The organism is Streptomyces sp. NBC_00076 (assembly GCF_045041235.1).
Classification (GTDB): domain Bacteria; phylum Actinomycetota; class Actinomycetes; order Streptomycetales; family Streptomycetaceae; genus Streptomyces.
On sequence record NZ_CP108242.1, the window covers coordinates 6,827,705 to 6,853,091 of the forward strand.

Sequence of the window (25,387 nt, forward strand, 5' to 3'; positions counted from 1 at the left end):
CCGGGGAAAGGGGTGGTTCAGCCTCGGGAGCCGGCGCGGCCGTCGGTGACCGTGGTGTCAGGCGTCTTCAGGTTCTCGACGAAGGTGGTGAAGGCTCCGGCGGGGACGGTGACGGTTGCCCTCGCCGGGGTCTTGGTGTCGCGGATGGCGACGTGGGTGGGGGAGTTGGCGATCTCGACGCAGTCGTTGCCATCGCCCTCGCCGGAGTAGGACGACTTCCGCCAGTTGTCGGGAGTCTTCATGGGGTGCCTCACAGCTCCTTGGCCAGCTTGTGGATGAAGTCGCGCGACCGTTCGGGCTCAAGTGATACAGCTTCCACTTTACGGAAGCGCCCTCGGTAGGCGTTGAGCTGCGCTTCGGAATCGATGAACACCGAGCCGTGAGGCGCGTCACGCACCACCGTGTCCAGCTTGGGCAGAGGACCGCCCACGTACGTCATGGTGCTTGAGGCTCTGGAGAAGTTGTCCAGGTCGAAAGGGATGACGCGCAGGGTGACGCGGTCCGTTTCGGAGAGCTCCAGGAGCCGGGTGAGCTGAGTCCGCGAGGCCGCGCGGTCGCTGACCCTGATGCGTAGCGCCGCTTCGTGGATCACGGCCTCGTAGGGGAAGGTGATCTCCTGGCGTGCCATGCGGTGACGAACGCGCAACTCAAGCTCTTCGGTCGTGAGTTCGGGAACTCTGGAGGAGAAAACGGCTCGGGCGTAGTGCTCTGTCTGTAGCAGGCCGGGTACGTACAGGATGCCTACGTCGCGCCGGAACGAGGCGTGGTGATCGAGCTCCGACAGATCCAGGAATGAAGTGGGCAGCAGCCCCCGGTACTCCTCCCACCAGCCGCGTGTTCGGCAGGTGGCCATCGCAGTCAGGGCATCGACCAACTCGTCGTCCGTGCAGGCGTAGTGGGACGCGAGGCGGCGAAGCCGCTTCTCGCTGACGCCCGCGAGTCCGGACTCGATATGAGTGATCTGGGCGGGGCTCACTCCGAGCAGCGCGGCTGCCTGACGGGCGTTGAGGCCTGCCGCTTCACGCAGTCTGCGCAGCTCGGTCGCCAGACGCAACTGGCGGGCCGTTGGTTCACGCCTCAAGGTTCTCGATCGCTCCTAGGTTCAACGCGCCCAAAGGCACGACTCGTTCGGCGTCAGATTACGCGATCGACTTGCTGAATCTCTATATATAGATCTACCGTCAGTGACGCGACGCACACGCTGCGGAATGCCGGGGTACCGGAAGCGCACCGCCCCGTCCCGCCATGACGGTTGCGGCAATGCCACCGCCCGTCTACCGCTCCAACCCCCCACCACCCGAACGGAGTTCACGCATGCCCGAAAACGAAGCCGAACCCTGGGAGTACTGCCTCTACATCCCGAACGACCTCCGAGCCGTCACCGTCAGTCGCCGCACCCTCCGTCTGATCCTCACCATGCACGGACTGATCGGCCTGGTGGACGTCGCGGAGCTGCTCGCGGCGGAGTTGGTCTCCAATGCCGTACGCCATACCAAGGGGCCGGCTGCCCTCAGGGTGCGCTGGGCGGCGGGGGTGCTGCGGATCGGTGCGTGGGACGCGGATCCGGAGCCGCCGGAGCCGCCGACTCCGATGGATCAGGACACCGAACGGGAGGAAGGGCGCGGGCTGGCGCTGGTGCGGGCATGCGCCGACGTGTGGGGCTGGCATCCGCTGGCGAGACACGGCAATCGGGGGAAGTATGTGTGGTGCGAACTTGCGGTGGTCTGACGGAAAGTAGCGCTAGGAGTGTGGCCACAGGGTCGCGCCGCGTGTTCTTCTGCCCGGGCGATAGCGTCGCCGCCATGGCTGACATCTACGAACTCTCCATCGTGCTGAACCTGCGCGAAGACCTGTCCGACGAGGAACTCGCCGAGTTTCGGTGGCACCTCGGCCTGGGGCCCAAGCCGGAGATCCTCCGCATCGTTCCCAAGTTCCCGATCGTCGTGGAGGGCGACGCCGGCGAACCTGTCATCGAGGACCATCCCGCACCTCTTCTGGGGCAGCTCGGCGACGCCCGGAAGGTGAACGGAGCACTCACCGCGGTACTGGTGAGGCCGCAAGACCCCGTGAACGGGGCGTGGGCCCTGACCGTCCGACAGGAGATCCACCCTGACCAGTTCGACGTCACTGGCGAACTCCTTGCCTGGCTGTCCACCAAGGCGGATGACCGGCATTGCCTCCAGGCAGGGACGGTCCACCTGGGCTGGATCAGGTTCTATGAATCAGACCGGTTCGAGCCGCTCGTAGTTCGAGACGGCGAGATCGCGTGGCCGTAGATCACGCCCCCTGCCCCGTCCAGCGAGTGCCCCGACCTGTATCAAGAAAATCTGCCACGTATTGCATGAGGTAAGCGCCTGGTTCGATCCACGGCACTGTGCACGTCCGCGACTCCAAGAACGCCAACGGCCCTCGGATCGCTGTCACTCCGGCCGCGTTGCCGACTTCTTGGTGTACGCGTCCGAGGGCTGACACCGGTGCCGCGCTGTCAACTCGGCTGCGTCACGTGGGAAATTCGCCTACCCAGGTCCCCTTGAGCAGATGCATGGGGAGGTAGTCCGACTCGACCTCAACAGGGAAGCCCGCGTCGTACGCCAGGCACGTCATGGCCAGCGGGCCGACGGCGACGAGTCCCCGAACGTCGTTGGCGCGGTCCTCGTCCGCGGTCCAGTGCTGCTTGTGCAGGGTGAGGGCGTTGGCCAGGGACTGGTTGAACTGTTCGTGGTCAGCTGCGCCGAACCGGTGGAACAGGTCGACGACGGGCCACAGGATCTTCGTGATTGCCTCGGGCCCGGCAATCGGAGCCGCTTCGGGCGCAAGACCTTGAGCCGCCTCGACCAGCTTTTCGCCGAGTTCCGGACGGCCTCGCCAGTACGCTTGCAGCGCCTCCACCCATGGATAGACGTAAGCGTCGTACTCGGCGCCCGACTCTCGCAGCAAGGACAGTGGAACCTGGCACAGGGCGTCCAACCGCTCCTTGTCGCGGCAGATCACCGACAGCATGAACACGGTGAGCCAGTTCCCGGGATCAACCCACGGCTGCGGGCCCGTGGCGGGAACGGACCGTACCTCGTGGTGGATGAGGCACGCCGTGCTCGCCTCGGGGGAGGTCGCTGCGGCGAACATTGCTGAACCGGACTGCATGGCGGTCACCCACACCTCCCACGTCTCCAGCCACTCCGCCGTGGGGTCGGCCGCCGCTCGCTCCTGCGCCAGGAGCAGGGAGTCGGACAAGGCGACTCTGACCGCCATCGGGGACTCCTGCAGATCCTCCAGAGCCCAGACGATGCCTCGGCTGAGCACGGGCTCGCGGCCCGGGATGTCGTCCCTGCCAAGGGCGTGCCGCGGAACAGAGAGCACGACTGGCGTCCTTCCTTCTAGAGATCTTTAACGGTGAGGGTCAAGGCGGGTTGTGACGGCTGTCGTGGGCCGCGCTATGCCTGGAGGATGAGGTACCCCGGGGTGGGTTGACGGCCGAGGAACGTGCTCGGCGTGAGCAAGTCCGGCTTGCGGCTGCCGATCTGATCGAGCGGATCGGGGCGTGGGACGCGGACCCGGAGCCGCCGGAGCCACCGAGGGCATGGGAGCAGGGGGTCGACCTGGAGGAGGGGCGGGGGTTGGCGCTGGTCCGGGCCTGTTCGGATCTGTGGGGCTGGCATCCGCTGGCCAGGCAGGGGAATCGGGGCAAGTTCGTGTGGTGCGAGCTCGCCGCGGTTTGAAGCAGCGCAGCTTGTCTCTTACGTGGGGAACTCGCCGCACCAGTTGCGCCCGATGAGCGTGGCGGGCAGGTATTCCGACTCCGCCTCGACGGGGAGGCCCGAGTCGTGCGCCATGCAGGCGATGGCCAGCGGGGCGAGCGCGACAAGACTGGAGATCATGCCTGCTCGGCTCTCGTCGTCGGTCCAGTACTCCTTGTGCCACTGAAGGGCGGCGGCGAGGGCCCTGTTGAAGCCGGCCTCGTCTTTGCGGACGAGGCGGTGGAACATCTCCATCGGCGGGTACAGCAGTTTGCCGGCCGTCTCACGGTCGGTGACGGTCTCCGCCTCCGTGCCGTCGACGGCGGACACGAGTTTGGAGCCGAGGCCGGGGCCACCGAGCCAGTAGGTTTGGAGGGTGTCGATCCAGGCGTACTCGAACTGATCGAACTGCGCACCGTTCTCCCGGAGCAGGGACAGGGGAACGCGGCACAGAGCCGTGATCCGGTCCCGTTCCCGGCACACCACGGCCAGGTAGAAGGCAGTGAGCCAACTACCGGGGTGTACGTACCACTGCGGTCCGGTGGCTTGGAGCGTGCGGTCCTTGTGCGCGATGCGGCACGACACCTGGTCCTCGGTCGTGGTCGCGGCGGCGAACGCGGCCGATCCGACCTGCATGGCCGTGACCCACGCGTCCCAGGTAGGGAATATCGATCCCCGCGGGTCCATCAGGCAGTGCGCCTGCGCCAGCGTGAGGGTGGTGCTCAACGCATCACCGAGGCTGGTGGAGTCGGCCTCCAGGCCGTCTATCAGTTCTTGTGCGTTCTGCTGGAGTATGGCGAGGCCCTCTTCCGCGTTCCCGGTGGGAAACGGGTGGCGGGGAATGGTCGAGACCAACGCGCTTCTCCTTAGAGCTCGTAACAGGATCTTGCTGAAGTTCCCCGGTCGGGCGTGACCGATGTGATGATTCGACCGTTCGTGCTGTGTGACGACTCGGCCGTGGATTGTAGACGACGACTTGTGGGCGCTGATCGAACCGTTGCTGCCGCCGTGGCCGGAGGGTTCACCGGGGCCGAGACCGGTGCCGGACCGGCTGTGTCTGCAGGGCATTCTCTACGTCCTGCACCAGGACGTCGCCTGGCAACTCCTGCCGCTGGAACTGGGGTTCGGCTCCGGGCAGACCTGCTGGCGGCGTCTGGACCGCTGGCAGAAGGCTGGAGTCTTTGAGCAGTTGCACCGGATCCTGCTCGCCGAGCTGCATGCGTCCGGCAAGCTCGACTGGACTCGCGCATGCGTGGACGGGTCCCACGTCCGTGCGAAAAGGGGGGTGCCGCAACCGGTCCGTCACCGGTCGACCGGCGGAAGACGGGCAGCAAACACCACCTGATCTGCGACGGCCGCGGCATCCCGCTCCACGTCATCACCACCGCGGCCAATGTCAACGACATCACCCAGACACTCAACTTGGTCGACGGCATCCCGCCGGTGGCCGGACGTCCGGGCCGTCCACGACGCCGCCCCGAATCCGTCCTGGGCGACAAGGCGTACGACTCCCGAGCCGTGCGGAGCGAGCTGCAACGCCGGCGCATCATGCCGGTGATCTCCCGCAAGGGCGCCCCGAACATCAAGGGCCTGGGCAAGCTCCGCTACGTCGTGGAGCAGACCTTCGCCCTGCTCCACCAGTTCAAGCGCCTCGCTGTCCGTTGGGAGCGACGTCTTGAACTGCACGACGCATTCGTCTCGCTGGCATGCGGCCTCATCTGCTGGAGGCGACTCAAGAGACAGGTAGCGTGATCACCCGAGGGCTTCGCGTACAGACCAGGCACCGGGCCCGGCCACGTCGGCGGAGTACGGGAAAGGGCGAACCTGTGTCGCAAGACATGGTGAGAGCTAGCGACCTGTTGACCGAGCACGAGGTCAAACTGCTGACTCGTGCTCTCCTGGAGTGGGGCGGCCCTGCACACTGCAGCGATCAACTCGCCGTCGGCATGGGGTTCGCTGGCGCCCGGGATCTGTTCGACCAGTGCCAAAGGCTCCGGAAGGCTCTTGGCGAAGACGCCCTACTCGGCGCAGCGGACTGGGCACGGACACTTCTGGCTACAGAGATCGTCTTCGTCAGCGACCTCGCCGGCTCGGGCGTCGAATGGTCAACGACCACGGGACACGACGATGCTGCGACGATCAGGATGCTGCGGGTGATCCAGCGGAAGCTGGCCCGGACCGTCAGTCCCTACTACGGAAAGCGACCGAGCGAGTAGCGCAGAGGGCCACTCCGCCAGCTTCCACGACTAGAAGATCTCTCGACCGCTTCACTTTGGCTGCACCCCGGTCAACGCAGAAGATCGTGTTACGAGCTCTTAGGGAAGTTGGAGGGGCGGTGCTACCGACTCAGGTGGGGAACTCGCCGAGCCAGGCGCGGTTCAGCAACTGGCTGGGGATGTAGTCGGATTCGACATCAATCGGAATGCCGGCGTCATGAGCGAGGCAGGCAATGGCGAGAGGGCCGAGCGCGAGGTAACCCTCGACGGACTCTTCGCGGGCCTCTGATTCCGTCCAAAATGATTTGTGGAGTTCCAGAGCTTCGACGAGAGCCTGATGGAACCCCTCGCGGTCCTTGCGGAGGAAGTATTGGAAGAGGTTGATCGGTTGATAGAGAATCTTGTCCAGGGCTTCTCGATCGGCGATCTGCGCGACTTCCGGAGAAGACATCTGGATCGCATCGACGAGTTTTTCGCCTAGCTCCGGGCGCTCCAGCCAGTACGTCTGTAGGGCATCGATCCAGTGGTAGACGTATTCGTCATACTCCACCCCTGAAGAGCGCAGAAAGTCGAGTGGGATTTCGCACAGCTGAGTCATTCGGTCCTGTTCGCGGCACACGACCGACAGCCAGAACGCCTTAAGCCAGTTTCCCGCATTGGTGTAGTGCTGCGGTCCGGTCCTAGGGATGGTCAGCAGCTGGTCCGCGATGCGGAACTCAATGTTCCCCTCTGTCCGGAGGGCCGCAGTGAATGCCGCAGAACTGACCTGCATCGCTGTCACCGTGGCCTCCCAGGTGCGGAGGCGAGAGGCGTCGGGATTGACTGCCAGGCAGGCGTGAAGATAGGTGTCTGCTCCCCCCATCGCCCCGTCGAACATGCGTGGCGAACGTTCCAGGACGGCAATCGTTCGCGTGAGCCCTTCGCCCAGGGCCTGCGCGTATGCGTCGTCGTCAGGTCCGGGGCTGCCATGCCGTGCCACCCTCACCGTCACAGTCTTCTCCCGTCACCCAATCTTGAACTGATGCTTCTCGTAGCCAGCGTACAGACCTGCGTCGGCCTTCCCCTTTATGAGGACGTAGTCCAATTTTCCTTCGGCGAGGGCAAGTTTCAGTTCGGTAGCCAGCAAGACCTCGCTTGGGTGCTGGCGCCCTCGGTTTTCCATTCGCTTAATGATGTCCATGAAGTACTCCCTCGAGCCTTGCATGGCGCTTCTCTTGCCGTCGAGATAGGGAATGTCTCGCTTGCCCATCTTGGTGCCGACGTTGGACTTGGCCTCGACAACGACGAACCCACCGTCTTCGCGGCGCCACACCTGATCGAACTGGTCGTTTCCGTTGGCGGGGCCGTACAGCGTCTCCTTGGTCGAGTTTGGGTAATTCTCGGGAATGAACTGATGCTCCGCGATCGCCTCACCGTATGACTCGGCCGCCTTCGTGCGCTCATTCATAGCGGCCTTGTACTCGTTGCCGGCATCGTGCAGTGCCGAATGTGCGTCGCCCAATTCGAGGTTTCCTCTGTGTCGGTCGGCACTCATGGAGTAGTCGATCGAGCTCCTCCGGCGGGCTGCCGCCTCGTCCAACTTTGCAAGGGCGTCTGGGCCTAGTACTTCGTGGCGCCCTCGACTGATGTCGGCGCCGTCAACGTACCTTGCGGGGATGGGGGGCAACGCATCGGACGCCGCGGTTTTTACTCCCGTGACAGGGTGCACGTCCAGCTGGACCGGTACGAGGCCGCTTTCGTCAGGAAGCTTTGTGTCGAGTCGACGACCGTCGGCGTAATAGTGGTCCTTGAAGTATCCCGGCTCGTGATTCGCTCGGTAGACCTGAATTTCCTTGATCTGCTCTGAAGTGAGGGAATCCTTCGGGCCGTACGGGTAGTCACCATCCCGCATGAAGGCGGGTCGTTCAGGGCTCGACGGATGACCGGGTGACGGTGTGTCGTCGCCGTGTCTGTCTGCATCGCCGAGCGCATCGCCCCCAAGGTCGTCCAGGTTGCTGCCTCCAGGGGGTGCTTCGAAGCCATGACCGGGCAATCCGTTGGTGGCGCCGCCGCCGGGCAAATCGTGACCACCAGAACCGGTACCACTGACATCGCCGGTGCCGAGGCGATCGGTGTGGCCGCCGCCCGGGTGGTCACCGGCTCCGGGGTCAGGTACAGGGTTGTGCGGAGTTCCGTCGGGAGCACGCGGGTCGATGCTGTTGGTGGGGAGGTTGTCGGCCGCGTTGCCGCCGGGTAGGCCGCCCCCGGCATGGGCGGCGGGTGTTCCGGCGTCGGCGTGGACGGAGGGGGTGGTTGGCACGTCGTCGCCGACACGGCCGACGTCGCCCAGGCTGCTGCCGAGATGGACGGGTTGGGCGGCCTGGTCGGCGGTGTGGGCTCCCGCGCCGACCAAAGCCGGTTCCTGCACTGGCGAGTCCACCCGCGGCACGTCCGCGCCCGACGCTGGGCTGCCCGATGTCGGCCCGTCCACCACGTCCGTGGGTGCGTTGTCGGCGGTGTCGATGACGTTGCCCTGGTGGTCGAGGAGGTTGCCGTCCGGGTCCATGTACTGGGCCGGAGACCCCTCGACGCTCGGCAGTTTCGTGGTGCCCGCCGGCAGGGCCGGGGTGTCGTGCGGGAGCTGGATGTTGCCGTCGGGCAGTCGCGTCGCGCCCTCCGGGATCGCGGCGCCCTCGGGCAACCGCACCGTGCCGTCCGGGAGCTTCAAAGCCCCCTCGGGCAACGTGAACGCGCCCTCCGGCAGGGTCGGGATGTCGATCGCCCCGACGCCCTTCAGCCCCTTTGCGATGTCGCCGATCTTCGACAGGCCCGCGCCCGCGCCCTTGGCGATGTAGGTCATCGGGTCGATCACGCGACCCGCCTTGCCGGCCACCGACAGCACCTTGGCCACCGCACCGGCCTTGCCGGCACCCGCCGCCGCACCGCCCGCACCACCCGTGAACACCGTCGTCAGGACGTTGAAGGTGACCGCACCGGCCGCACGACCAGGGTTCTTGCCCCACTCGTCCCAGGCGACCAGCGCCTTGCCCGTCTCCTTCATCGCGGTACGCGAATCACGGATCCACGACGGGAGCTTGTCGTCCGGCAACGTCCAGAACATCGCCCCCAGACCAGGAACGGAGGACAGCGCCAGACCGGTCGCCAACTGCGCCAGGCCCTTCCACGCCTGCCCCATCGCGTCCCAGCCGCCGAACCCGACCAGCGTGCCCAGACCCTTGATCGTCCCCCAGACACCGTCCACGATCAGGCCGTCCCACACGAACGACTTCACCCAGTGGCCGACCTCGTACCACTTGTGCTTCTCCTCCACCGGGTCACCCCAGGGAAGCTTCGCGTTCTTCAGATCATCCGCCGCGAACCCGTACTGGTCCTTACGGTCCGAGCCGTCCCCCGCGACCATCTGCGTGCCGCCCCACAGGGCAGTGATCGTGTTGTGGCAGGTCCGCTCCGCCGCCCAGAACGCCGCCACCGTCGCCGTGATGTCATTCCGGATCTGGTTGTGCTCGTCGACCTTGTCCTCGTCGTACTCCCACTCGTCATCGTCCTTGACCGACGAGACGAACGTCGTGGCCTTGGCCTTCAGCTCCTTCAACTTCGTGACAAGAGGCTGGATCTCGGTGGCATACGACGACAACGCGCCCGACACCGTCTCCAGATCCGTGGCGAAATCATCCGCCCGCTCCTTGACCGGCTTCGTCGTCGCGAACAGCTGCTCCGCCTCCGGAGCGGTGTAGTACGCCGACAACCCCTGGAACTGCGAGTGGACGTCAGCACCCGTACTCCGGACGTGAGTCGCGTCCTTCTTCAGGTCCGCGTAATCCGTCTCCAACTGCGGCAAGTTGCCCGTGAACTGAGGAATCTGATCCGGCTGAATCACGCTCAACTGCCCCCGCTCGTTCGCGTTCCCAAGCAGGCCATCGAACCCAAGATCGCATCATCATACAAATGGGTGTGCGGGGGCTCGTAGCGGTTGGCGGGTTCCTTGCGGTCGAGGAAGTGGCTATCGCGAAGGGAAGGCGCGGCGTGCTCGGGTCCGTGGGCCGCCGAAGCTCGGGGGTGGGCCGCCGTCGGGCGCCCCGCCCAGGAGGATCCCGCCGAGGACGGCACCGGCGACCCCGCTCGCGTGCCCGGCCGCGCCGGCGACCGGGTTGCCGTGCGTCCGCACGTCCTGCTCGGCGAGCTCACGGGCCTGACGGGCCAGGCCGTCGGCTTCGAGGTGATCCGGGGGTTCGGCGGGCCTGGAGGGCGCGGTGGGCGAGGTGGGCTCAGCGGGCTCGGTGGCGAGCGTCCGCCGGGCCTCCGCCAGCAGAAGCCGGGCCGTACTGCCGACGGCACCCCGGTGCGTCTCGACGAAGCCGTCCGCCAGGGCGACCGTACTGCGGGCGGCCAGCAGCCCGGCCGCCGACAACACCCCGGGCCGCCCCGGCCCGAGCGGTTCGGTCGCCGCCACGATCCGTCGCAGGGCATCGAGCGGGTCGTACGGCCCGCCGGTCACGCCCTCCCGAACGGCGGCCAGGACGGCGTCGGCATGCCGGACACGGGCGTGCGACTCGCCCGGGGGCAGGTTCGGGGCCCGTCCGGCAATGGGCGTGTCCGCACCTGCCGTCGGCCGCCTGCGCGCCTCCGCGAGCGCGGCCTCCGCACCGGTCAGCGCGGCCGGCACCAGGGCCTCGGCCGTACTCAGCTCGTCGGCGAGCCGGTCGACGGCGGCGACGAGGACGGCGGCCTGGGCCACGGCGCCCTCGGCGGCACGCAGATGGTGGACCGCACGCCCGGGATCGGCCCAGTCGTCCGCCTGGCGGGCCTGGTTGAGGCGGGTGGTGGCGAACACCAGTCGGTCTTTGGCCTGTTCGACGTACCCCGTGACCGGGGTGGCCGCGGAGGGCGGGTACCGCTCGGCCAGGTCCCTGAGGGTGGCCTCGGTGGTCCCGGTGCGCGACACGAGCTGCCGGAACCGGGTCTCCGCGACCGCCAGGGCCTCTTTGAACTCCCCTTCCAGCGCGCGGAGTCGGTCGAACCCGGCCGCCTCCGCGTCCAGCCGCCGTCCGGCCTCCTGGCAGCGGCCCACGATCCCCGCGAGCACATGCCGCCGTGAGGCCTCGTCCGCCCCGAGGCCGTCGTCGTACCGCCGCCGAATCCGGAAGGCGGCGGACAGTTCGGTCTCCGCGTCTCGCAGGGCCCGCGCGAAGGGGGCGACGGCCTCGGACCCGAACCGGGCTTCGGCGAAGCCGAGTTCCTCGCGGCTGGTGCGGACCCAGTCGTCGGCCTCGGCGAGCAGGGCCCGGGACTGCTGGTCCAGGTCGTTGAGCGGCGGGTCGGGGGGTGCGCGGTGAGAGCCGCCGCGGTCACCGCTGGTGCCGGGGGTCGTACGGGTGCGGGCTCGTCGGGTCCGTCGTACGTACCCGTACCCGGCCAGGGCTCCCACCGCGCCCGCCGCCACCAACGGCACGATCAGGTCCACGGCCGAGGTGTCCTCGTCCTTCGGCGCGGCGGCGGTCGTGCCGACCCCCGGGGCATGGGAGCTGATCGCAACCGGAACGTCTGTGTTGATCGTCGTCCCTGGCAACACCAGCCACGCCACCCCCGCCACACCGCCCAGGACGGCATGCGCCACCCGCACGGATATGTGCGAGCGGGCGCTTCGCGGCCGGCCCCGGATCAACGATGACGTCACGTTTCGGAGCGTATGAGCAGGAATGCGCCGGCGCGACCGGGGCGGGGTGGGCGGGGTACGCCGAGGGGGAGGGGACGCCGTGACGGAACGTTCTGGGGAGACGGGGATGGGGACGGGGATGGGGACGGGGATGGGGATGGGGAGGGGGACGGGGATGGACGAGGCAAAGCAGGACACTGACGAGGGCAAGGCAGAGATACCCGCGGTCGCCGATGGCGCTCAGCGCACATCAGAGCCGAAGCCAGAGACGGAGCCAGAGCCGAAGCCAGAGCCGAAGCCGGAGACGAAGCCGGAGACGGAGCCGGAGCCGGAGCCGGAGCCAGAAGCCACAAGCGCGCCGGATCCGAAGCCCGGGACCCGCCGCCGCCCCTGGTTCCGCCGGCTCCGCCGTACCGCCCTCGCGCTGGTGCTGATCGTCCTCGTGCCGTTACTCGGCGCCGAGATCGCCCTTCGCGTGAACTACACCGGCGACCTGGCCGACGGGACGTACACCAGGAACAAGGACGCGATCTGGCTCGGTCACGCCTGGGTCGACGGTCGGAAGAAGGACGCCGACGTCACCGCGCTGGCCCGCAGCCTGGAGAGCACCGGCATCCGGGACCTGTACGTCCACTCGGGCCCCCTGGAGCACGACGGCACGCTGCCGGAGTCGGTGTACCCCAAGGCACGGTGGTTCATCGACGCCATGCACAGCGCGGCCCCGGGCATCCGCGTCCAGGCCTGGCTCGGTGACGTCCTCGCCACCGAGAGCCCGGACGGCATGCGGCTGGAGCGCCTGGCGACCCGGGCGGCCGTCGTCGCCTCCACCCGCCAGATCCTGGCCGCCGGTTTCGACGGCGTCCACTTCGATCTGGAGCCGCTGCACTCGGACGACGGCGACTACCTCACCCTCCTCGACTCGCTGCGCCGCGTCACCCGCGCCCAGGACGCGCAGCTGTCCGTCGCCGCCCACCAGATCGACCCGGTCCCCGGCTTCCACTCCTTCTGGGGCACGGTCGCCGGACACCCCAAGTGGTGGTCGCAGAAGTTCTTCGGACAGGTCGCACGCCGGGTCGACCAGATCGCCGTGATGTCGTACGACACCATGCAGCCGCTGCAGAGCACGTACGGCGGCTACGTCGCCCAGCAGACCTCGCTGGCCCTGGAGGTCACCCCCAAGTCCACCGACCTGCTCATGGGCCTGCCCTTCTACCACGAGAACCGGTTCGGCCACTGGAATCACGCGGAGACCGTCCCGGCCGCGGTCCGCGGCGCCCGCCTCGGCCTGTCCCGCACGGACGCGGACCGCGCCAACTTCGGGCTCGCGCTGTACGTGGACTTCGCGGCGGAGGAGAAGGACTGGTCGGCGTACCGGGACGGCTGGGTGCTGCCGTAGCGTGCGGGCGGCGTAAACCTCCCGTGGCCCAGACGTCATGTGGGCTTCGCCCGCGTGGATCCTTCTGTTAGTTGTGAGCGGGCTGTGGTCGCCCTACCGTCCACGGATGCGAGCGTTTCTCACCAGCAAGGCCGCCCGTCGTGCTCTGCGTCCGGTAGCCGACCTCATCGATCAGCGCATCGAGCGCCATGTCCGCCGTGCCGTCGGGAACGTCCCGGCGGCCGGGAGCACCGCGGCCGCCGGCAGTCCACCGGATGCCGCGCTGCGGGAGGAGCTCAAGAAGCTGCGCAACCGGCAGCGCCCCCTGGAGCTGTTCTTCGACGGCACCGGGCGCGGTGCGTCGCGGCTGCCGTCCGCACCCCATCTCGACCGCACGATCGCCGAGCTGGCGCAGGTCACCGGGGACAAGGACGGCGCCGAGCGCAATGTCGCCCAGGCGTTCCGGCTGCTCATCGCGATGGAGGCGCTCGGGGTCGGCCGGATCGCCGGCGGCACCATGAACATCGTCGGCAAACTGTCCGCCGTACCGCTGCTCGCCCCGCCGAACGACGAGATGCTGGAGATCGGCACCCTGTACGGGATGTTCGGCGCGTCCCTGATCCGGATGATGGAGCGGGCCGGGCGTGAACCGAGGCTGACGATCGTCGACCCGCTCGCCGGAACGCAGTTGCAGCCCGGCGCCAGCATGGGCGACGACGCGTCCGGCACCCCGGTCAACGGAGCCGCGGTGCGCGTCAACCTGGCCCTGGCGGGCGCCGCCGGCGCCGCGACCCGGATCCAGCAGGGCTTCTCCGAGGACCCGGAGGTGCGCGTCCTGGTCTCCGACCGCACCTACGGCGTGATCATCGTGGACGGCGACCACTCCGCCGCCGGGGTCGCGGCGGACCTGGAGTGGGCCGAGCAGATCGTCGCCCCCGGCGGCATCGTCGTCCTGGACGACTTCGGACACCCCAAGTGGCCGGGTATCAAGGAGGCGTTCGAGAAGCACATGGCCACCGACACCCGGTTCACCTTCCTCGGCCAGGTGGCGCACTCGGGGTATCTGCGGGCCTCAGCCTGACGAGGGCCGACGGAGGATCTTGTTCCCGAGCCACACGAGCGGGTCGTACTTGCGGTCGACGGCCCGTTCCTTCAGCGGGATCAGCGCGTTGTCCGTGATCTTGATGCCCTCGGGGCAGACCTCCGTGCAGCACTTGGTGATGTTGCAGTAGCCGAGACCGTGCTCGTCCTGGGCGGTGCGTTTGCGGTCCAGGCCGGACTCGGCGGCCGCGTCCAGGGGATGCATGTCCAGTTCCGCGACCCGCATCAGGAAGCGGGGACCGGCGAACGCCGTCTTGTTCTCCTCGTGGTCGCGGACCACATGGCAGGTGTCCTGGCACAGGAAGCACTCGATGCACTTGCGGAATTCCTGGGAGCGGTCCACGTCCTCCTGCATCATCCGGTACTCGCCGGGGGCGAGTTCGGCCGGCGGCGCGAAGGCCGGGACCTCGCGTGCCTTCGTGTAGTTGAAGCCGACGTCCGTGACGAGATCCCGTACGACCGGAAAGGCGCGCAGCGGAGTGACGGTGATCGTCTCCTCCGGGGTGAACACCGACATCCGGGTCATGCACAGCAGGCGGGGGCGCCCGTTGATCTCGGCGGAGCACGAACCGCACTTGCCCGCCTTGCAGTTCCAGCGGACGGCGAGATCGGGGGCCTGGGTCGCCTGGAGGCGGTGGATGATGTCGAGGACGACCTCGCCCTCGTTCACCGCGACCTCGAAGTCCTCCAGGCCGCCGCCCTCGATGTCCCCCCGCCACACCTTGAAGTGGGCGTCGTAGCCGCTCATTCGTACAGCTCCTCTTCGGCGAGGTACTTGACCAGCTCCTCCTTGTCGAAGAGGGCGAGCAGGTCGGCGCGGACGGGTTCGGTGGTCTCGCGGGTGAGGTCGATCTGGCCGTGCACCGGGTCGGTGGCCGCGAGCCCGCCGGTCGGATCCGTGAGCCGGCACAGCAGGTTGACCGGGCGCCATGCGCGGTCCATCGTCGGGTGGTCCTCGCGTGTGTGGCCGCCGCGTGACTCCGTGCGCTCCAGTGCGGCCCGGGCCACGCACTCGCTGACCAGCAGCATGTTGCGCAGGTCCAGGGCGAGATGCCAGCCGGGGTTGAACTGCCGGTGGCCCTCGACGCCGGCCCGCCGCGCCCGTACCCGCAGCTCCGCCAGCTTCTCCAGGGCCTGCTCCATCTCCGCCTCGCGGCGGATGATGCCCACCAGGTCGTTCATGGTCTGCTGGAGTTCCTGGTGGAGGGTGTACGGGTTCTCCGGTGGCCGTCCGGCCTCCTCGCCCGGCGCGGGACCCTCGGCGGAGAAGGGGCGCAGGGCCTCCGCCGCGGCCGTGTCGATCTGGGTCTCGTCGACGGGTGGCCGGTCCGGGCCCCGGCCGGCCGCGTACTCGGCCGCGTGCAGACCCGCCCGCCGCCCGAACACCAGCAGGTCGGAGAGCGAGTTGCCGCCGAGCCGGTTGGAGCCGTGCATACCGCCGGCCACTTCACCGGCCGCGAACAGCCCCGGCACCCCGCGGGCGGCGGCCGTCTCGGACTCGACCGCGATGCCGCCCATCACGTAGTGACAGGTGGGCCCGACCTCCATCGCCTCCGCCGTGATGTCGACGTCCGCCAGCTCCTTGAACTGGTGGTACATCGATGGCAGCCGGCGCCGGATCACCTCGGCGGGCATCCGCGTCGACACGTCCAGGAACACACCGCCGTGCGGGGAGCCGCGGCCCGCCTTCACCTCGGAGTTGATCGCGCGGGCCACCTCGTCGCGGGGGAGCAGCTCCGGCGGACGCCGGTTGTGGTCCGGGTCCTCGTACCAGCGGTCGCCCTCCTCCTCGGACTGGGCGTACTTCTCCTTGAAGACGTCGGGGATGTAGTCGAACATGAACCGCTTGCCCTCGGAGTTCCGCAGCACCCCGCCGTCGCCGCGCACCGACTCGGTGACGAGGATGCCCTTCACCGACGGCGGCCAGACCATGCCCGTCGGGTGGAACTGCACGAACTCCATGTTCAGCAGGGGCGCGCCCGCGAGCAGCGCCAGCGCATGGCCGTCTCCGGTGTACTCCCACGAGTTCGACGTCACCTTGAAGGACTTGCCGATACCGCCGGTCGCGATCACCACGGCCGGTGCTTCGAGGACGAAGAAGCGGCCTGACTCGCGCTCGTAGCCGAAGACACCGCTCACGTGTGAGCCCTCTTTGAGGACCCGGGTGACCGTGCACTCCTGGAACACCTTCAGCCGGGACTCGTAGTCCCCGGTCTCCCGGAAATCCTCCTGCTGGAGCGCGACGATCTTCTGCTGGAGCGTGCGGATCAGCTCCAGGCCCGTGCGGTCGCCGACATGTGCGAGGCGTGGGTACTCGTGGCCGCCGAAGTTGCGCTGCGAGATCCGCCCGTCCTTCGTACGGTCGAAGAGCGCGCCCCAGGTCTCCAGCTCCCACACCCGCTGCGGCGCCTCCTGCGCGTGCAGCTCGGCCATTCGCCACTGGTTGAGGAACTTGCCGCCGCGCATCGTGTCGCGGAAGTGGACCTGCCAGTTGTCACCGGAGTTGACGTTGCCCATCGCCGCCGCGATCCCGCCCTCGGCCATCACCGTGTGCGCCTTGCCGAACAGCGACTTGCAGATCACGGCGGTACGGGCACCCCGCTCGCGCGCCTCGATGGCGGCGCGCAGTCCCGCGCCGCCGGCGCCGACCACGACGACATCCCACTCCTGTCGGTCGACCACGGACATCAGAAGTCCTCACCCATCTAGAAGAAGCGCGGATCGTCGAAGACGCCGGACGCGACCAGGTACACGTAGAAGTCGGCGAGTGCCACGCTCACCAACGACGCCCAGGCCAGTTGCATGTGCCGGGCGTTCAGCTTCCCCACGACCTGCCACGCCTTGTAGCGCACGGGATGTTTGGAGAAGTGCTTGAGCTTGCCGCCGACGATGTGCCGGCAGGAGTGGCAGGAGAGGGTGTACGCCCAGATCAGCGCGATGTTGGCCAGGAAGACCAGGGTGCCGAGGCCCATGTGACCCCACGCGTAGTGCTCGTCGCGGAACGAGAGCACGGTGTCGTAGGTCAGGATCCCGGCGACGGCGATCGCGGCGTAGAAGAAGTACCGGTGGATGTTCTGCAGCACCAGCGGGAAGCGGGTCTCGCCCGTGTACGTCTTGTGCGGCTCGGCCACCGCGCAGGCCGGCGGGGAAGCCCAAAAGCCTCGGTAGTAGGCCTTGCGGTAGTAGTAGCAGGTCAGGCGGAAGCCGAGCGGGAAGATCAGGATGATGATCGCGGGGGAGATGCCCCACCAGCCGCCGAAGAGGTCGGTGTTGGGGCCGTGCCGCATCGGCTCGCAGTTCTCCGCCAGGCAGGGGGAGTAGAAGGGCGAGACGTACGGCGCCGCGTAGTAGTCGGCGTTCGCGAACGCCCGCCAGGTCGAGTACACGATGAACGCGAGCAGACCGGCGGCCGTGGCGGCCGGGGCCAGCCACCAGCGGTCGGTGCGCAGGTGCGGGGCGTCGATCGCGGCGCGCGTACCGGTGCGTACGCCGCCGCGTGGGTGATGGGGGTCTTCGGTTACCGGGGGTTCCGTGCCAGTGGCCAATTCATGACTCCGGTCGGGTCGGGAGTCGGACGGTCAGGATCTGTCGTTTCCTGTCCCTTCCTGTCTCTGTCTCTTCCTGTCCCGTCCGGCGTGCGTGGGCGGGCAGGACCGGGACAGGACAGGGCAAGGCGGGTGGACAGGTCTCAGGGAGCGCGGCGGTCCCGGGCGCCGAGTCCCTCGTCGTCCGAGTCCGTCCACAGGCTGTTGTCGTAGGGGGCGTCGGACATCGGGACGAGTTCGGGGCGCCGGGTTTTGGCCGGCCCGGGGGAGGCGTCCCGCAGCAGCGCGACACTCTCGCGCAGGCGGTCCGCGTCGGCCCGGACGCGGCGCATCTCCAGGCCGCCGCTGCCGAGCTGCTGTTCCAGGCGTTTCACGGACCGGGACAGCTCGTCGAGGCTGCGCTGGACTGACGTCAGTTCGTCGTTCACGGACATGACGTGACCTCACTTCCGTGGGCGGTTGTGCCCTGAGCGGCAACGTTCATGCGCCTGCGAGTGTTGCGCGTCACACCGGTCGGTGGGAAGGGACGTGCACCGATTGGCCGAGGCGTATTGGTGCATCCCGTGGTGCGCTGCGCCGCCCGGGTGGGTTTCCCGGTGGTCGTCGACGTGTCGCTCTCCGTTGCTGAACCCTTTCCTCTTCAGTGGCCGCATACATGTGATCAGCTCCATATATACCGCTAAAAGTGATCATAACGCCCGCGGCTTCCGGAGGTACACAGAGATGTCCCACGACGGCGTCGGTCTGCGAGCGGTGACGCGCTCGGCCGCCTTCCTCACCGCGGGCGCGCTCGCGGTCTCCGTGCTCACCGGCTGCAGCTCCGAGGATCCGGCGGGCAGACCCCTCGTCGGCCAGGACATCGCGCCGGCCGCCCGTGCCCAGGTCGCCGAGGGCGGCACCCTCCGCTGGGCCGTGGACGCCGTACCGCAGACGCTGAACACGTACCAGACGGACGCGGACGCGGCCACCACCCGGATCGCGCAGGCCGTGCTGCCGTCGATGTACCGGATGGACGTGAACGGCCGGCCGCAGCGGGACTCCGACTACCTGGAGTCCGCGAAGGTCGTCGACACCGAGCCGAAGCAGGTCGTGCTGTACAAGCTGAACCAGCAGGCCGTCTGGAGCGACGGCCGGGAGATCGGCGCCGCCGACTTCGCCGCCCAGTGGCGTGCCCTGTCCGGCAAGGACTCCGCGTACTGGACCGCCCGCAACGCGGGCTACGACCGCATCGAGAAGATCGAGCGCGGGGCGAACGACCTGGAGGTCAAGGTCACCTTCGCGCGGACGTACGCCGACTGGCAGTCGCTGTTCTCGCCGCTGTACCCGAAGGAGGTCATGGGCACCCCGGACGCCTTCAACGACGGGGCCCGGCGGAAGCTGAAGGTCACCGCCGGTCCGTTCGACCTGAAGAACGTGGACCGCAAGAAGGGCGCGGTCACCCTCACCCGTAACGCACGGTGGTGGGGGAGCCGCGCCAAGCTGTCCGAGATCGTGCTGTCGGCCGTACCGCGCGCCGAGCGGGCCGCCGCGCTGGCCGACGGGCGGCTCGACCTGGCCGATGTCGACCCCGCCGCGGCCGGGCGCATCACCCTCGCCGCCGGCGCCCAGGGCAAGGGCGCGACCACTCCGCTCCAGGGCCCGGGCGGCAGCGCGCAGCGCGAGGTGAGGGCGAAGTACAAGCGGCAGCAGGAGGCACTGCGCGGCTACGAGGTCCGCAAGTCCCTGGAGCCCGCCTACACCCAGCTCGCCCTCAACGGTGCCGGCGGTCCGCTCGCCGACGAGCGGGTCCGCCGGGCCGTGGCCCGCGCCCTCGACCGGGAGGAACTGGCGAAGGCCGTCCTCAAGCCGCTGGGTCTGCCCGCGGTGCCCGTCGGCAGCCACCTCGCGCTCGCCGGGCAGGCCGCGTACGCCGACAGCAGTGGCGCGCTCGGCGGCCAGGACAGGGCGGAGGCGCAGGCGCTGCTCGCGGACGCCGGATGGGTGCCAGGCGGGCCGGTCGAGGAGAAGAAGAAGGGCGAGAAGGCGGCTGGGGCGGAGGGGGAGAAGGCGGAGAAGGCGGAGAAGAAGGCCGACAACGCCGACACGTCCGAGCAGACGGAGAAGTCAGAGAAGACAGAGAAGACGAAGCAGGGGCCGGAGGGCACGGGCGGCGGCACGCGCGGCGCCGACGAGGGCAACGACAGCAACGACAGCAATGAGCGCAACGAAACCAACGCCGACAAGGGCGCGGACAACAAGACCCAGGCCGAGAAGAATCACCAGCGGCACGACCGGAGCGAGGGAAGCTCGACGCACCTCGCCAAGGACGGCAAGCAGTACGCCGACAAGCCGGAGCAGGGCGGCGCGCCCGGCGCCTACGCCCCCAAGGGCACCGCCGCCCCCGCGGGCGCCGCGGGCAAGCCGCTCGCCAAGGACGGCAAGCCGCTCACCCTCCGCTTCGTCCTGCCCACGGGGCCGGGCTCGGAGCCCCTGCGCACCGTCGCCGACCGCATCACCGGCATGCTGGAGGAGGTCGGCATCCGCACCGAGATCTCCAAGGTCGCGGACGAGAGCTACTTCAAGGACCACATCGCGTCCGGCCAGTACGACCTCGCCCTTTACTCCTGGCCCGCCTCCGCCTTCCCCGCCACCGACGCGCGCCCCATCTTCGCCAAGCCGGTCCCGGCCGCCGACGGCTCCCTGAACGTCGAGCAGAACTACACCCGCGTCGGAACCGACCAGGTCGACCAGCTCTTCGACCAGGCCGCCGGCACGCTGGACCAGGACGAGAGCCGGAGCCTGATCCGCAAGGCGGACTCCCGCATCTGGGCGGCCGCCGGTTCCATCCCCCTCTACCAGCGCCCCCAGCTGACGGCCGCACGCAAGACCGTCGTCAACGCCGGCGCCTTCGGCTTCCAGACGCCGGTCTACGAGGACATGGGGTTCCTGGAGAAGGGGGCGAAGGCGTCGGCGAGTCCGTCGTCCGGCGGCTGACGCTTCTGGCAGGGCACAACTCGAGGGCGGCGGCACCGTACCGACGATCCCTCTCCTCGAACGCCAGCGCCCTCGGACTTGAACTGAAAGTGGAGCTGGCCCTCAGGCAAAGAGTGCTTGATTCTTGCAGCTGGGAGACGTGTGGCCCGGAGAAGGACATGTCCTTCTCCGGGCCACACGTCTCCGTCAACGCCGCAGGTGTCAGCCGTGCTTGGCGCGGCTCGCGGTGCGACCGCGCTCCTTCTGGTCGAGGACGACCTTGCGGATACGGACCGCCTCCGGGGTCACCTCGACGCACTCGTCGTCGCGGCAGAACTCCAGGGACTGCTCCAGCGACAGCTTGCGCGGCGGGACGATCGCCTCGAACGAGTCGGCGGCGGCCGAGCGCATGTTGGTGAGCTTCTTCTCCTTGGTGATGTTCACGTCCATGTCGTCGGCGCGCGAGTTCTCGCCGACGATCATGCCCTCGTACACCTCGGTGCCGGGGTCGGTGAACAGCACGCCGCGCTCCTGGAGGTTCGTCATCGCGAAGGCGGTGACGGCGCCCGCGCGGTCGGCGACCAGCGAACCGTTGTTACGGGTCGTCAGAGTGCCGAACCACGGCTCGTGGCCCTCGTGGATGGAGTGGGCGATGCCCGTGCCGCGCGTGCCGGTCAGGAACTCGGTCCGGAAGCCGATGAGACCGCGGGAGGGGACGACGAACTCCAGGCGGACCCAGCCCGAGCCGTGGTTCGACATGTTGTCCATGCGGCCCTTGCGGACGCCCATGAGCTGCGTGACCGCGCCCATGTGCTCCTCGGGCACGTCGATCGTCATGCGCTCGACCGGCTCGTACGTCTTGCCGTCGACCTGCTGGGTGACCACCTGGGGCTTGCCGATGGTCAGCTCGAAGCCCTCGCGGCGCATCTGCTCGACCAGGATGGCGAGCGCCAGCTCACCACGGCCCTGGACCTCCCACGCGTCCGGCCGCTCGGTGTCGAGCACCCGGAGCGAGACGTTACCGATCAGCTCGCGGTCCAGACGGTCCTTGACCTGGCGGGCGGTGACCTTGCGGTCCTTGACCGCGGCCTTCGCGGAGGCGCCCTTGCCGGTGCCGCCCCGACCGACCAGCGGCGAGGTGTTGGTACCGATGGTCATCGAGATCGCGGGCTCGTCGACCGTGATCAACGGGAGCGGGATCGGGTTCTCGGGGTCGGCGAGGGTCTCGCCGATCATGATGTCCGGGATACCGGCCACGGCACAGATGTCACCGGGGCCGGCCTTCTCGGCGGGCTTGCGGGTGAGCGCCTCGGTCATCAGCAGCTCGGTGATGCGCACGCTGGACATCGTGCCGTCGCGCTTGATCCACGTGACGGTCTGGCCCTTGCGCAGCTCGCCCTGCTCGACGCGGAGCAGCGCGATACGGCCGAGGAAGTTGTCGGCGTCCAGGTTCGTGACGTGCGCCTGGAGCGGGGCGGCCTCGTCGTACTCCGGAGCCGGGACGTGCGACAGGATCGTGGAGAAGAACGGCTCCAGGCTGTCGCTGTCGGCCGGGACGGTGCCGTCCTCCGGCTTGGTCAGCGAGGCCACACCGTCACGCGCGCAGGCGTAGACGATGGGGAACTCGATCTGGTCCTCGTCGGCGTCGAGGTCGAGGAAGAGGTCGTAGGCCTCGTTGACGACCTCGTCGATGCGCGAGTCGGGCCGGTCCGTCTTGTTGATGCACAGGATGACGGGCAGACGGGCCTGCAGCGCCTTGCGCAGCACGAAACGGGTCTGGGGCAGCGGGCCCTCGGACGCGTCGACGAGCAGGACCACCGCGTCCACCATCGACAGACCACGCTCGACCTCGCCGCCGAAGTCGGCGTGGCCGGGGGTGTCGATGATGTTGATGGTGATGACGTCGCCGCCATCCTTCCGGTGGTACTTGACGGCCGTGTTCTTGGCCAGGATCGTGATGCCCTTCTCACGCTCCAGGTCGTTCGAGTCCATCATGCGGTCGTCGAGCGATTCGGCGGCGTGCGCGGCGAAGGCACCGGCCTGCTTCAGCATGGCGTCGACGAGGGTCGTCTTGCCGTGGTCGACGTGGGCGACGATGGCGACGTTGCGGATGTCGTGGCGCGTGGCCATATTGCGGCGTACTCCCGGAGTGTGAGGACGGCTGCGCGTACATCTGTGTTACGCGCGCCCTGCCGGGCTGAACATGCCACGGCCTCACCCCATGGTACGGGGCTGCCGGGGGGACCGCCCGCGCGAGGCCGGTGCCTGTCCCATGACGCTCACCACGCGATCGCGGCCGCAAAAGTGCACATCGCACACAAATCCTCCAACTTCCTTCCATGGTCAGTGAGTTGCCCCAGTGCGCTGTTCGTTTTGGGCGCCTCGGATTTCCCTCGTGTCACTGTGTGACCGGTGGTCACTTGACGTAACTTGACCGGACTTCGTCAAACGAAGCGGAACCATGTGCTGACGCACAAAGTGGAGGGCTACGAGAAGGGCTACTCGGGCGGCAGCGTCAACATCACCAAGGCGCTCGGGCGTGAGGCGACCGTCACGTCGGGGCGAAGTGTCAGCGGCGGTGCCAGCGGCAGTGCCGAGGTGCCGAGCGGTGCCACGGTCGATGCAGGGTTTTCCCTACGATCCGCCGGCGGCTCTCCGGCCCCTCGAACTCGCGACCCCGCGTCGTTAAAGTTGCTCGAATCTGCGTGCGCTTCATGAGGTCCTGTCAGGACTCGGATGAGTGGTGATCCCGCGCCGTCAGGTCAAGTGGTTTTTTCCCACCCGTGCGTCCGGAATCCGGATCTTCGCGCCCGATACTTGTGTAACAAGTCCGTTTCGCAGGGATCTTTCGGCAAACTGTTTGTCCGGATTTTGGAAGAAGTATGCGGTAGGTGTGATCGAACCGAGACCTTAGGGATGTGGTTCGGTCATGGCGCATGGCAGATAGTTAGGCGCGTAGAGCTCGGATCCGGGTCACGCGCTGCAGACTGCGCCGACTCACGAGCGCGGGGGCATCTGACAATCTCCGGCACCGGCGACGGGGCTGTGGCGGTGGTGTGTCTTGTGCTCCCTTTGTGGTGAACCAATGGACTCATGAGGAGGAACCCATGCGCGGTGCCAAGAGCGCCAAGTGGGTCGCGGGGGCGATAGTCATCGGCCTTGCCGCGACTGCATGCGGTGGCGGTGACGACGGCGGCAGTGGCGACGGCAAGGGCTCCGCCAAGGCTGGTGGCACCTTCAGGATGGGTATCACCGAGCCGGTGGCCATCGACCCGTACAACGCGCAGGAGTCCGAGGGCATCCTGGTCACGGACAACCTCTTCACCGGGCTGTACGAGCCGACCCCCGACGGCAAGGTCGTGCCGGCCCTGGCCACCTCGAAGACGGTCAGCTCCGACGGCAAGACCTGGACCTTCAAGATCAAGCCCGGTACCAAGTTCACCAACGGCGAGCCGGTGAACGCCGCCGCGTTCATTCGCGGTTGGAACCGTGTGGCCCAGAAGAAGGCCGCCTCCGACGTGGCCTACCACATGGCGGGCATCGCGGGCTTCGACGATGTCCAGGCCGGCAAGTCGGACAGCATGTCCGGCCTCAGCGCCCCGGACGAGAACACCCTTCAGGTGAAGCTCTCCGCGCCGGACTTCGAGTTCGACATCAAGACCACGCACACCGTCTTCAGTCCTGTACCCAAGGTTGCGGGCGACGGCAAGAACAAGACGTACAACGCGACGCCCATCGGCAACGGGCCCTTCAAGATGCAGGGCTCGTGGCAGCACAACAAGTCGATCACGCTCGTCCGCAATGACGACTACGGCCTGACGAAGGCCCACCTGGACAAGGTGCAGATCGACATCCTCAACTCCAACAACGGTGTGACGCTGGAGTACCAGGGCTTCGAGTCGGGCCAGTACGACTGGGCCCGCATGCCCACCCCGCAGCAGCCGACGGCCAAGGCCAAGTACGAGCCGCAGGACGAGTGGATCCAGGAGGACACCAATGGCATGAACTACCTCCTGCCGATCACGGACAACGGCCCGATGAAGAACGTGAAGGCGCGTGAGGCGGTCTCGTACGCGATCGACCGCGACCTCATCATCAAGGGCGTCTTCCAGGGCCTGATGACGAAGTCGACGACGATCCTGCCGCCCGTCTTCAAGGATGTCTACACGAAGGACCTGTGCGCCTCCTGTGTCAAGCAGGACAAGGCCAAGGCCAAGCAGCTCGCTGCGGAAGGCGGCCTGAAGCCGGGCACGACCATCCAGCTCGCCTACAACACCGGCGCAGGCCACGAGGAGTGGATCCAGGCCGTCCAGAAGCAGCTCGAGGACGTCCTCGGTGTGAAGGTGAAGGCCGAGGGCAAGCCCTTCGCCGAACTGCTCGCCGACCAGCAGAAGCAGGGCGCGAGCGGTCTGTACCGCTTCGCCTGGGGCGCGGACTACCCGACGCCGGACAACTACCTGTTCCCGCTGCTCGACACCGCGTCCATCAACAAGGACGACTCTGGCAAGGTCACCGGTGACAACCGCAGCCGCTACAGCAACCCGGCCTTCGACGCCCTGGTCGCCAAGGCCCGCGCCACGAAGGACCAGCCCGGTCGCAACGCGCTCTACAAGCAGGCCGAGAAGGTCGCCATGGACGACATGGCTCTGATCCCGCTGTGGAACCGCACCCAGCTGCGTCTCGCCAACACCAAGAAGTACGACAACCTCGAGATGGACTTCCACGAGGACCCGACCCTCGCCGAGGTCAGCCTGAAGTAACCAGGCGCCGCCGATCGCGGCGTCTGTGAGTGGGGGCCGTGGTGACCGAGC

General features: G+C 67.9%; 20 protein-coding genes and 1 pseudogene. 9 read left to right on the forward strand and 12 right to left on the reverse strand.

All coding sequences use genetic code 11. The features are described 5' to 3' along the window. Positions 1-17: 17 nt before the first annotated feature. Positions 18-242 carry a DUF397 domain-containing protein gene (locus tag OHA64_RS31220; RefSeq protein ID WP_405618727.1) on the reverse strand — a complete coding sequence of 75 codons (225 nt, stop codon included), beginning with the start codon at positions 240-242 and terminating at the stop codon, positions 18-20. Between the two features lie 8 nt (positions 243-250). Continuing rightward, a complete protein-coding gene (locus tag OHA64_RS31225; protein ID WP_405624198.1) occupies positions 251-1,048 on the reverse strand; it encodes a helix-turn-helix transcriptional regulator in 798 nt (265 codons plus the stop codon). 266 nt (positions 1,049-1,314) lie between these two features. On the opposite strand from OHA64_RS31225, the gene OHA64_RS31230 reads away from it, so the two are divergent. Both OHA64_RS31230 and OHA64_RS31235 read left to right on the forward strand, forming a co-directional pair. Further along, positions 1,315-1,728: an ATP-binding protein gene (locus OHA64_RS31230; protein WP_405618729.1), complete on the forward strand. Its 414-nt coding sequence runs from the start codon at positions 1,315-1,317 to the stop codon at positions 1,726-1,728. Between the two features lie 20 nt (positions 1,729-1,748). After that, complete coding sequence (locus OHA64_RS31235) at positions 1,749-2,276, forward strand: hypothetical protein (RefSeq protein ID WP_405618731.1); 528 nt, start codon at positions 1,749-1,751, stop codon at positions 2,274-2,276. 223 nt (positions 2,277-2,499) lie between these two features. On the opposite strand, the gene OHA64_RS31240 is transcribed toward OHA64_RS31235, so the two are convergent. Beyond that, positions 2,500-3,357: an immunity 49 family protein gene (locus tag OHA64_RS31240; RefSeq protein WP_405618733.1), complete on the reverse strand. Its 858-nt coding sequence runs from the start codon at positions 3,355-3,357 to the stop codon at positions 2,500-2,502. 137 nt (positions 3,358-3,494) lie between these two features. Here OHA64_RS31240 and OHA64_RS31245 point away from each other — a divergent pair. Further along, positions 3,495-3,716 (forward strand): annotated as a pseudogene (locus OHA64_RS31245) (ATP-binding protein); the annotation flags it as partial. An 18-nt stretch (positions 3,717-3,734) separates the two neighbouring features. Here the strand turns inward: OHA64_RS31245 and OHA64_RS31250 are convergent. After that, entirely contained in the window at positions 3,735-4,589 is an 855-nt protein-coding gene (locus OHA64_RS31250) for an immunity 49 family protein (protein WP_405618735.1), read from the reverse strand. Positions 4,590-4,695: 106 nt separating this feature from the next. On the opposite strand from OHA64_RS31250, the gene OHA64_RS31255 reads away from it, so the two are divergent. Continuing rightward, a protein-coding gene (locus OHA64_RS31255; RefSeq protein WP_405624199.1) for an IS5 family transposase occupies positions 4,696-5,486 on the forward strand; the annotation gives its coding sequence in 2 pieces (ribosomal slippage) (positions 4,696-5,011 and positions 5,011-5,486; 792 coding nt in all). Positions 5,487-5,593: 107 nt separating this feature from the next. Next, positions 5,594-5,950, forward strand: a complete 357-nt coding sequence (locus OHA64_RS31260) for a hypothetical protein (RefSeq protein ID WP_405618737.1) — start codon at positions 5,594-5,596, stop codon at positions 5,948-5,950. A 130-nt stretch (positions 5,951-6,080) separates the two neighbouring features. Here OHA64_RS31260 and OHA64_RS31265 read toward each other — a convergent pair whose 3' ends face one another. The 3 genes from OHA64_RS31265 to OHA64_RS31275 all read right to left on the reverse strand — a co-directional run bounded on the left by OHA64_RS31265 (position 6,081) and on the right by OHA64_RS31275 (position 11,624). Further along, on the reverse strand, positions 6,081-6,941 hold the full coding sequence (locus tag OHA64_RS31265; RefSeq protein ID WP_405618739.1) for an immunity 49 family protein: 861 nt from the start codon (positions 6,939-6,941) through the stop codon (positions 6,081-6,083). Between the two features lie 12 nt (positions 6,942-6,953). After that, positions 6,954-9,827 (reverse strand): hypothetical protein, encoded by a 2,874-nt coding sequence (locus tag OHA64_RS31270; protein ID WP_405624200.1) that lies wholly within the window; start codon positions 9,825-9,827, stop codon positions 6,954-6,956. A gap of 123 nt (positions 9,828-9,950) precedes the next feature. After that, on the reverse strand, positions 9,951-11,624 hold the full coding sequence (locus tag OHA64_RS31275; protein WP_405618741.1) for a hypothetical protein: 1,674 nt from the start codon (positions 11,622-11,624) through the stop codon (positions 9,951-9,953). Between the two features lie 154 nt (positions 11,625-11,778). On the opposite strand from OHA64_RS31275, the gene OHA64_RS31280 reads away from it, so the two are divergent. Further along, on the forward strand, positions 11,779-12,999 hold the full coding sequence (locus tag OHA64_RS31280; RefSeq protein WP_405618743.1) for a hypothetical protein: 1,221 nt from the start codon (positions 11,779-11,781) through the stop codon (positions 12,997-12,999). Positions 13,000-13,105: 106 nt separating this feature from the next. Next, the gene (locus OHA64_RS31285; RefSeq protein ID WP_405618745.1) at positions 13,106-14,059 is read left to right on the forward strand and encodes a class I SAM-dependent methyltransferase; all 954 of its coding nucleotides are present in this window, start codon (positions 13,106-13,108) and stop codon (positions 14,057-14,059) included. Here the strand turns inward: OHA64_RS31285 and OHA64_RS31290 are convergent. From OHA64_RS31290 to OHA64_RS31305, 4 genes are all read right to left on the reverse strand, one after another. Beyond that, positions 14,051-14,827 carry a succinate dehydrogenase/fumarate reductase iron-sulfur subunit gene (locus OHA64_RS31290; protein ID WP_405618747.1) on the reverse strand — a complete coding sequence of 259 codons (777 nt, stop codon included), beginning with the start codon at positions 14,825-14,827 and terminating at the stop codon, positions 14,051-14,053. The two genes, OHA64_RS31285 and OHA64_RS31290, sit on opposite strands and share 9 nt — an antisense overlap. Then, positions 14,824-16,767: a fumarate reductase/succinate dehydrogenase flavoprotein subunit gene (locus OHA64_RS31295; protein WP_405618749.1), complete on the reverse strand. Its 1,944-nt coding sequence runs from the start codon at positions 16,765-16,767 to the stop codon at positions 14,824-14,826. Before OHA64_RS31295 ends, OHA64_RS31290 begins: the two co-directional genes overlap by 4 nt. Positions 16,768-16,784: 17 nt before the next feature. Further along, positions 16,785-17,624, reverse strand: coding sequence for a hypothetical protein (locus OHA64_RS31300; RefSeq protein WP_405618751.1), 840 nt, complete (start codon positions 17,622-17,624; stop codon positions 16,785-16,787). Between the two features lie 143 nt (positions 17,625-17,767). After that, positions 17,768-18,058 (reverse strand): hypothetical protein, encoded by a 291-nt coding sequence (locus OHA64_RS31305; RefSeq protein WP_389145310.1) that lies wholly within the window; start codon positions 18,056-18,058, stop codon positions 17,768-17,770. Between the two features lie 289 nt (positions 18,059-18,347). Here OHA64_RS31305 and OHA64_RS31310 point away from each other — a divergent pair, with 289 nt between their 5' ends. Next, a complete protein-coding gene (locus OHA64_RS31310) occupies positions 18,348-20,597 on the forward strand; it encodes an ABC transporter family substrate-binding protein (RefSeq protein ID WP_405618753.1) in 2,250 nt (749 codons plus the stop codon). Positions 20,598-20,798: 201 nt separating this feature from the next. Here OHA64_RS31310 and typA read toward each other — a convergent pair whose 3' ends face one another. Further along, positions 20,799-22,706, reverse strand: coding sequence for a translational GTPase TypA (gene typA / locus OHA64_RS31315; protein WP_405618755.1), 1,908 nt, complete (start codon positions 22,704-22,706; stop codon positions 20,799-20,801). 977 nt (positions 22,707-23,683) lie between these two features. Here typA and OHA64_RS31320 point away from each other — a divergent pair. Then, positions 23,684-25,336, forward strand: a complete 1,653-nt coding sequence (locus OHA64_RS31320) for an ABC transporter substrate-binding protein (RefSeq protein WP_405618757.1) — start codon at positions 23,684-23,686, stop codon at positions 25,334-25,336. Positions 25,337-25,387: the final 51 nt, after the last annotated feature.

Bases quoted from the DNA above. Each gene is read 5' to 3' on its own strand.
- OHA64_RS31285 (WP_405618745.1), top strand. From the start codon at position 13,106: ATGCGAGCGTTTCTCACCAGCAAGGCCGCCCGTCGTGCTCTGCGTCCG.
- OHA64_RS31290 (WP_405618747.1), bottom strand. From the start codon at position 14,827: ATGAGCGGCTACGACGCCCACTTCAAGGTGTGGCGGGGGGACATCGAG.
- OHA64_RS31320 (WP_405618757.1), top strand. From the start codon at position 23,684: ATGCGCGGTGCCAAGAGCGCCAAGTGGGTCGCGGGGGCGATAGTCATC.
- OHA64_RS31295 (WP_405618749.1), bottom strand. From the start codon at position 16,767: ATGTCCGTGGTCGACCGACAGGAGTGGGATGTCGTCGTGGTCGGCGCC.
- typA (WP_405618755.1), bottom strand. From the start codon at position 22,706: ATGGCCACGCGCCACGACATCCGCAACGTCGCCATCGTCGCCCACGTC.
- OHA64_RS31220 (WP_405618727.1), bottom strand. From the start codon at position 242: ATGAAGACTCCCGACAACTGGCGGAAGTCGTCCTACTCCGGCGAGGGC.
- OHA64_RS31280 (WP_405618743.1), top strand. From the start codon at position 11,779: ATGGACGAGGCAAAGCAGGACACTGACGAGGGCAAGGCAGAGATACCC.
- OHA64_RS31310 (WP_405618753.1), top strand. From the start codon at position 18,348: ATGTCCCACGACGGCGTCGGTCTGCGAGCGGTGACGCGCTCGGCCGCC.
- OHA64_RS31230 (WP_405618729.1), top strand. From the start codon at position 1,315: ATGCCCGAAAACGAAGCCGAACCCTGGGAGTACTGCCTCTACATCCCG.
- OHA64_RS31305 (WP_389145310.1), bottom strand. From the start codon at position 18,058: ATGTCCGTGAACGACGAACTGACGTCAGTCCAGCGCAGCCTCGACGAG.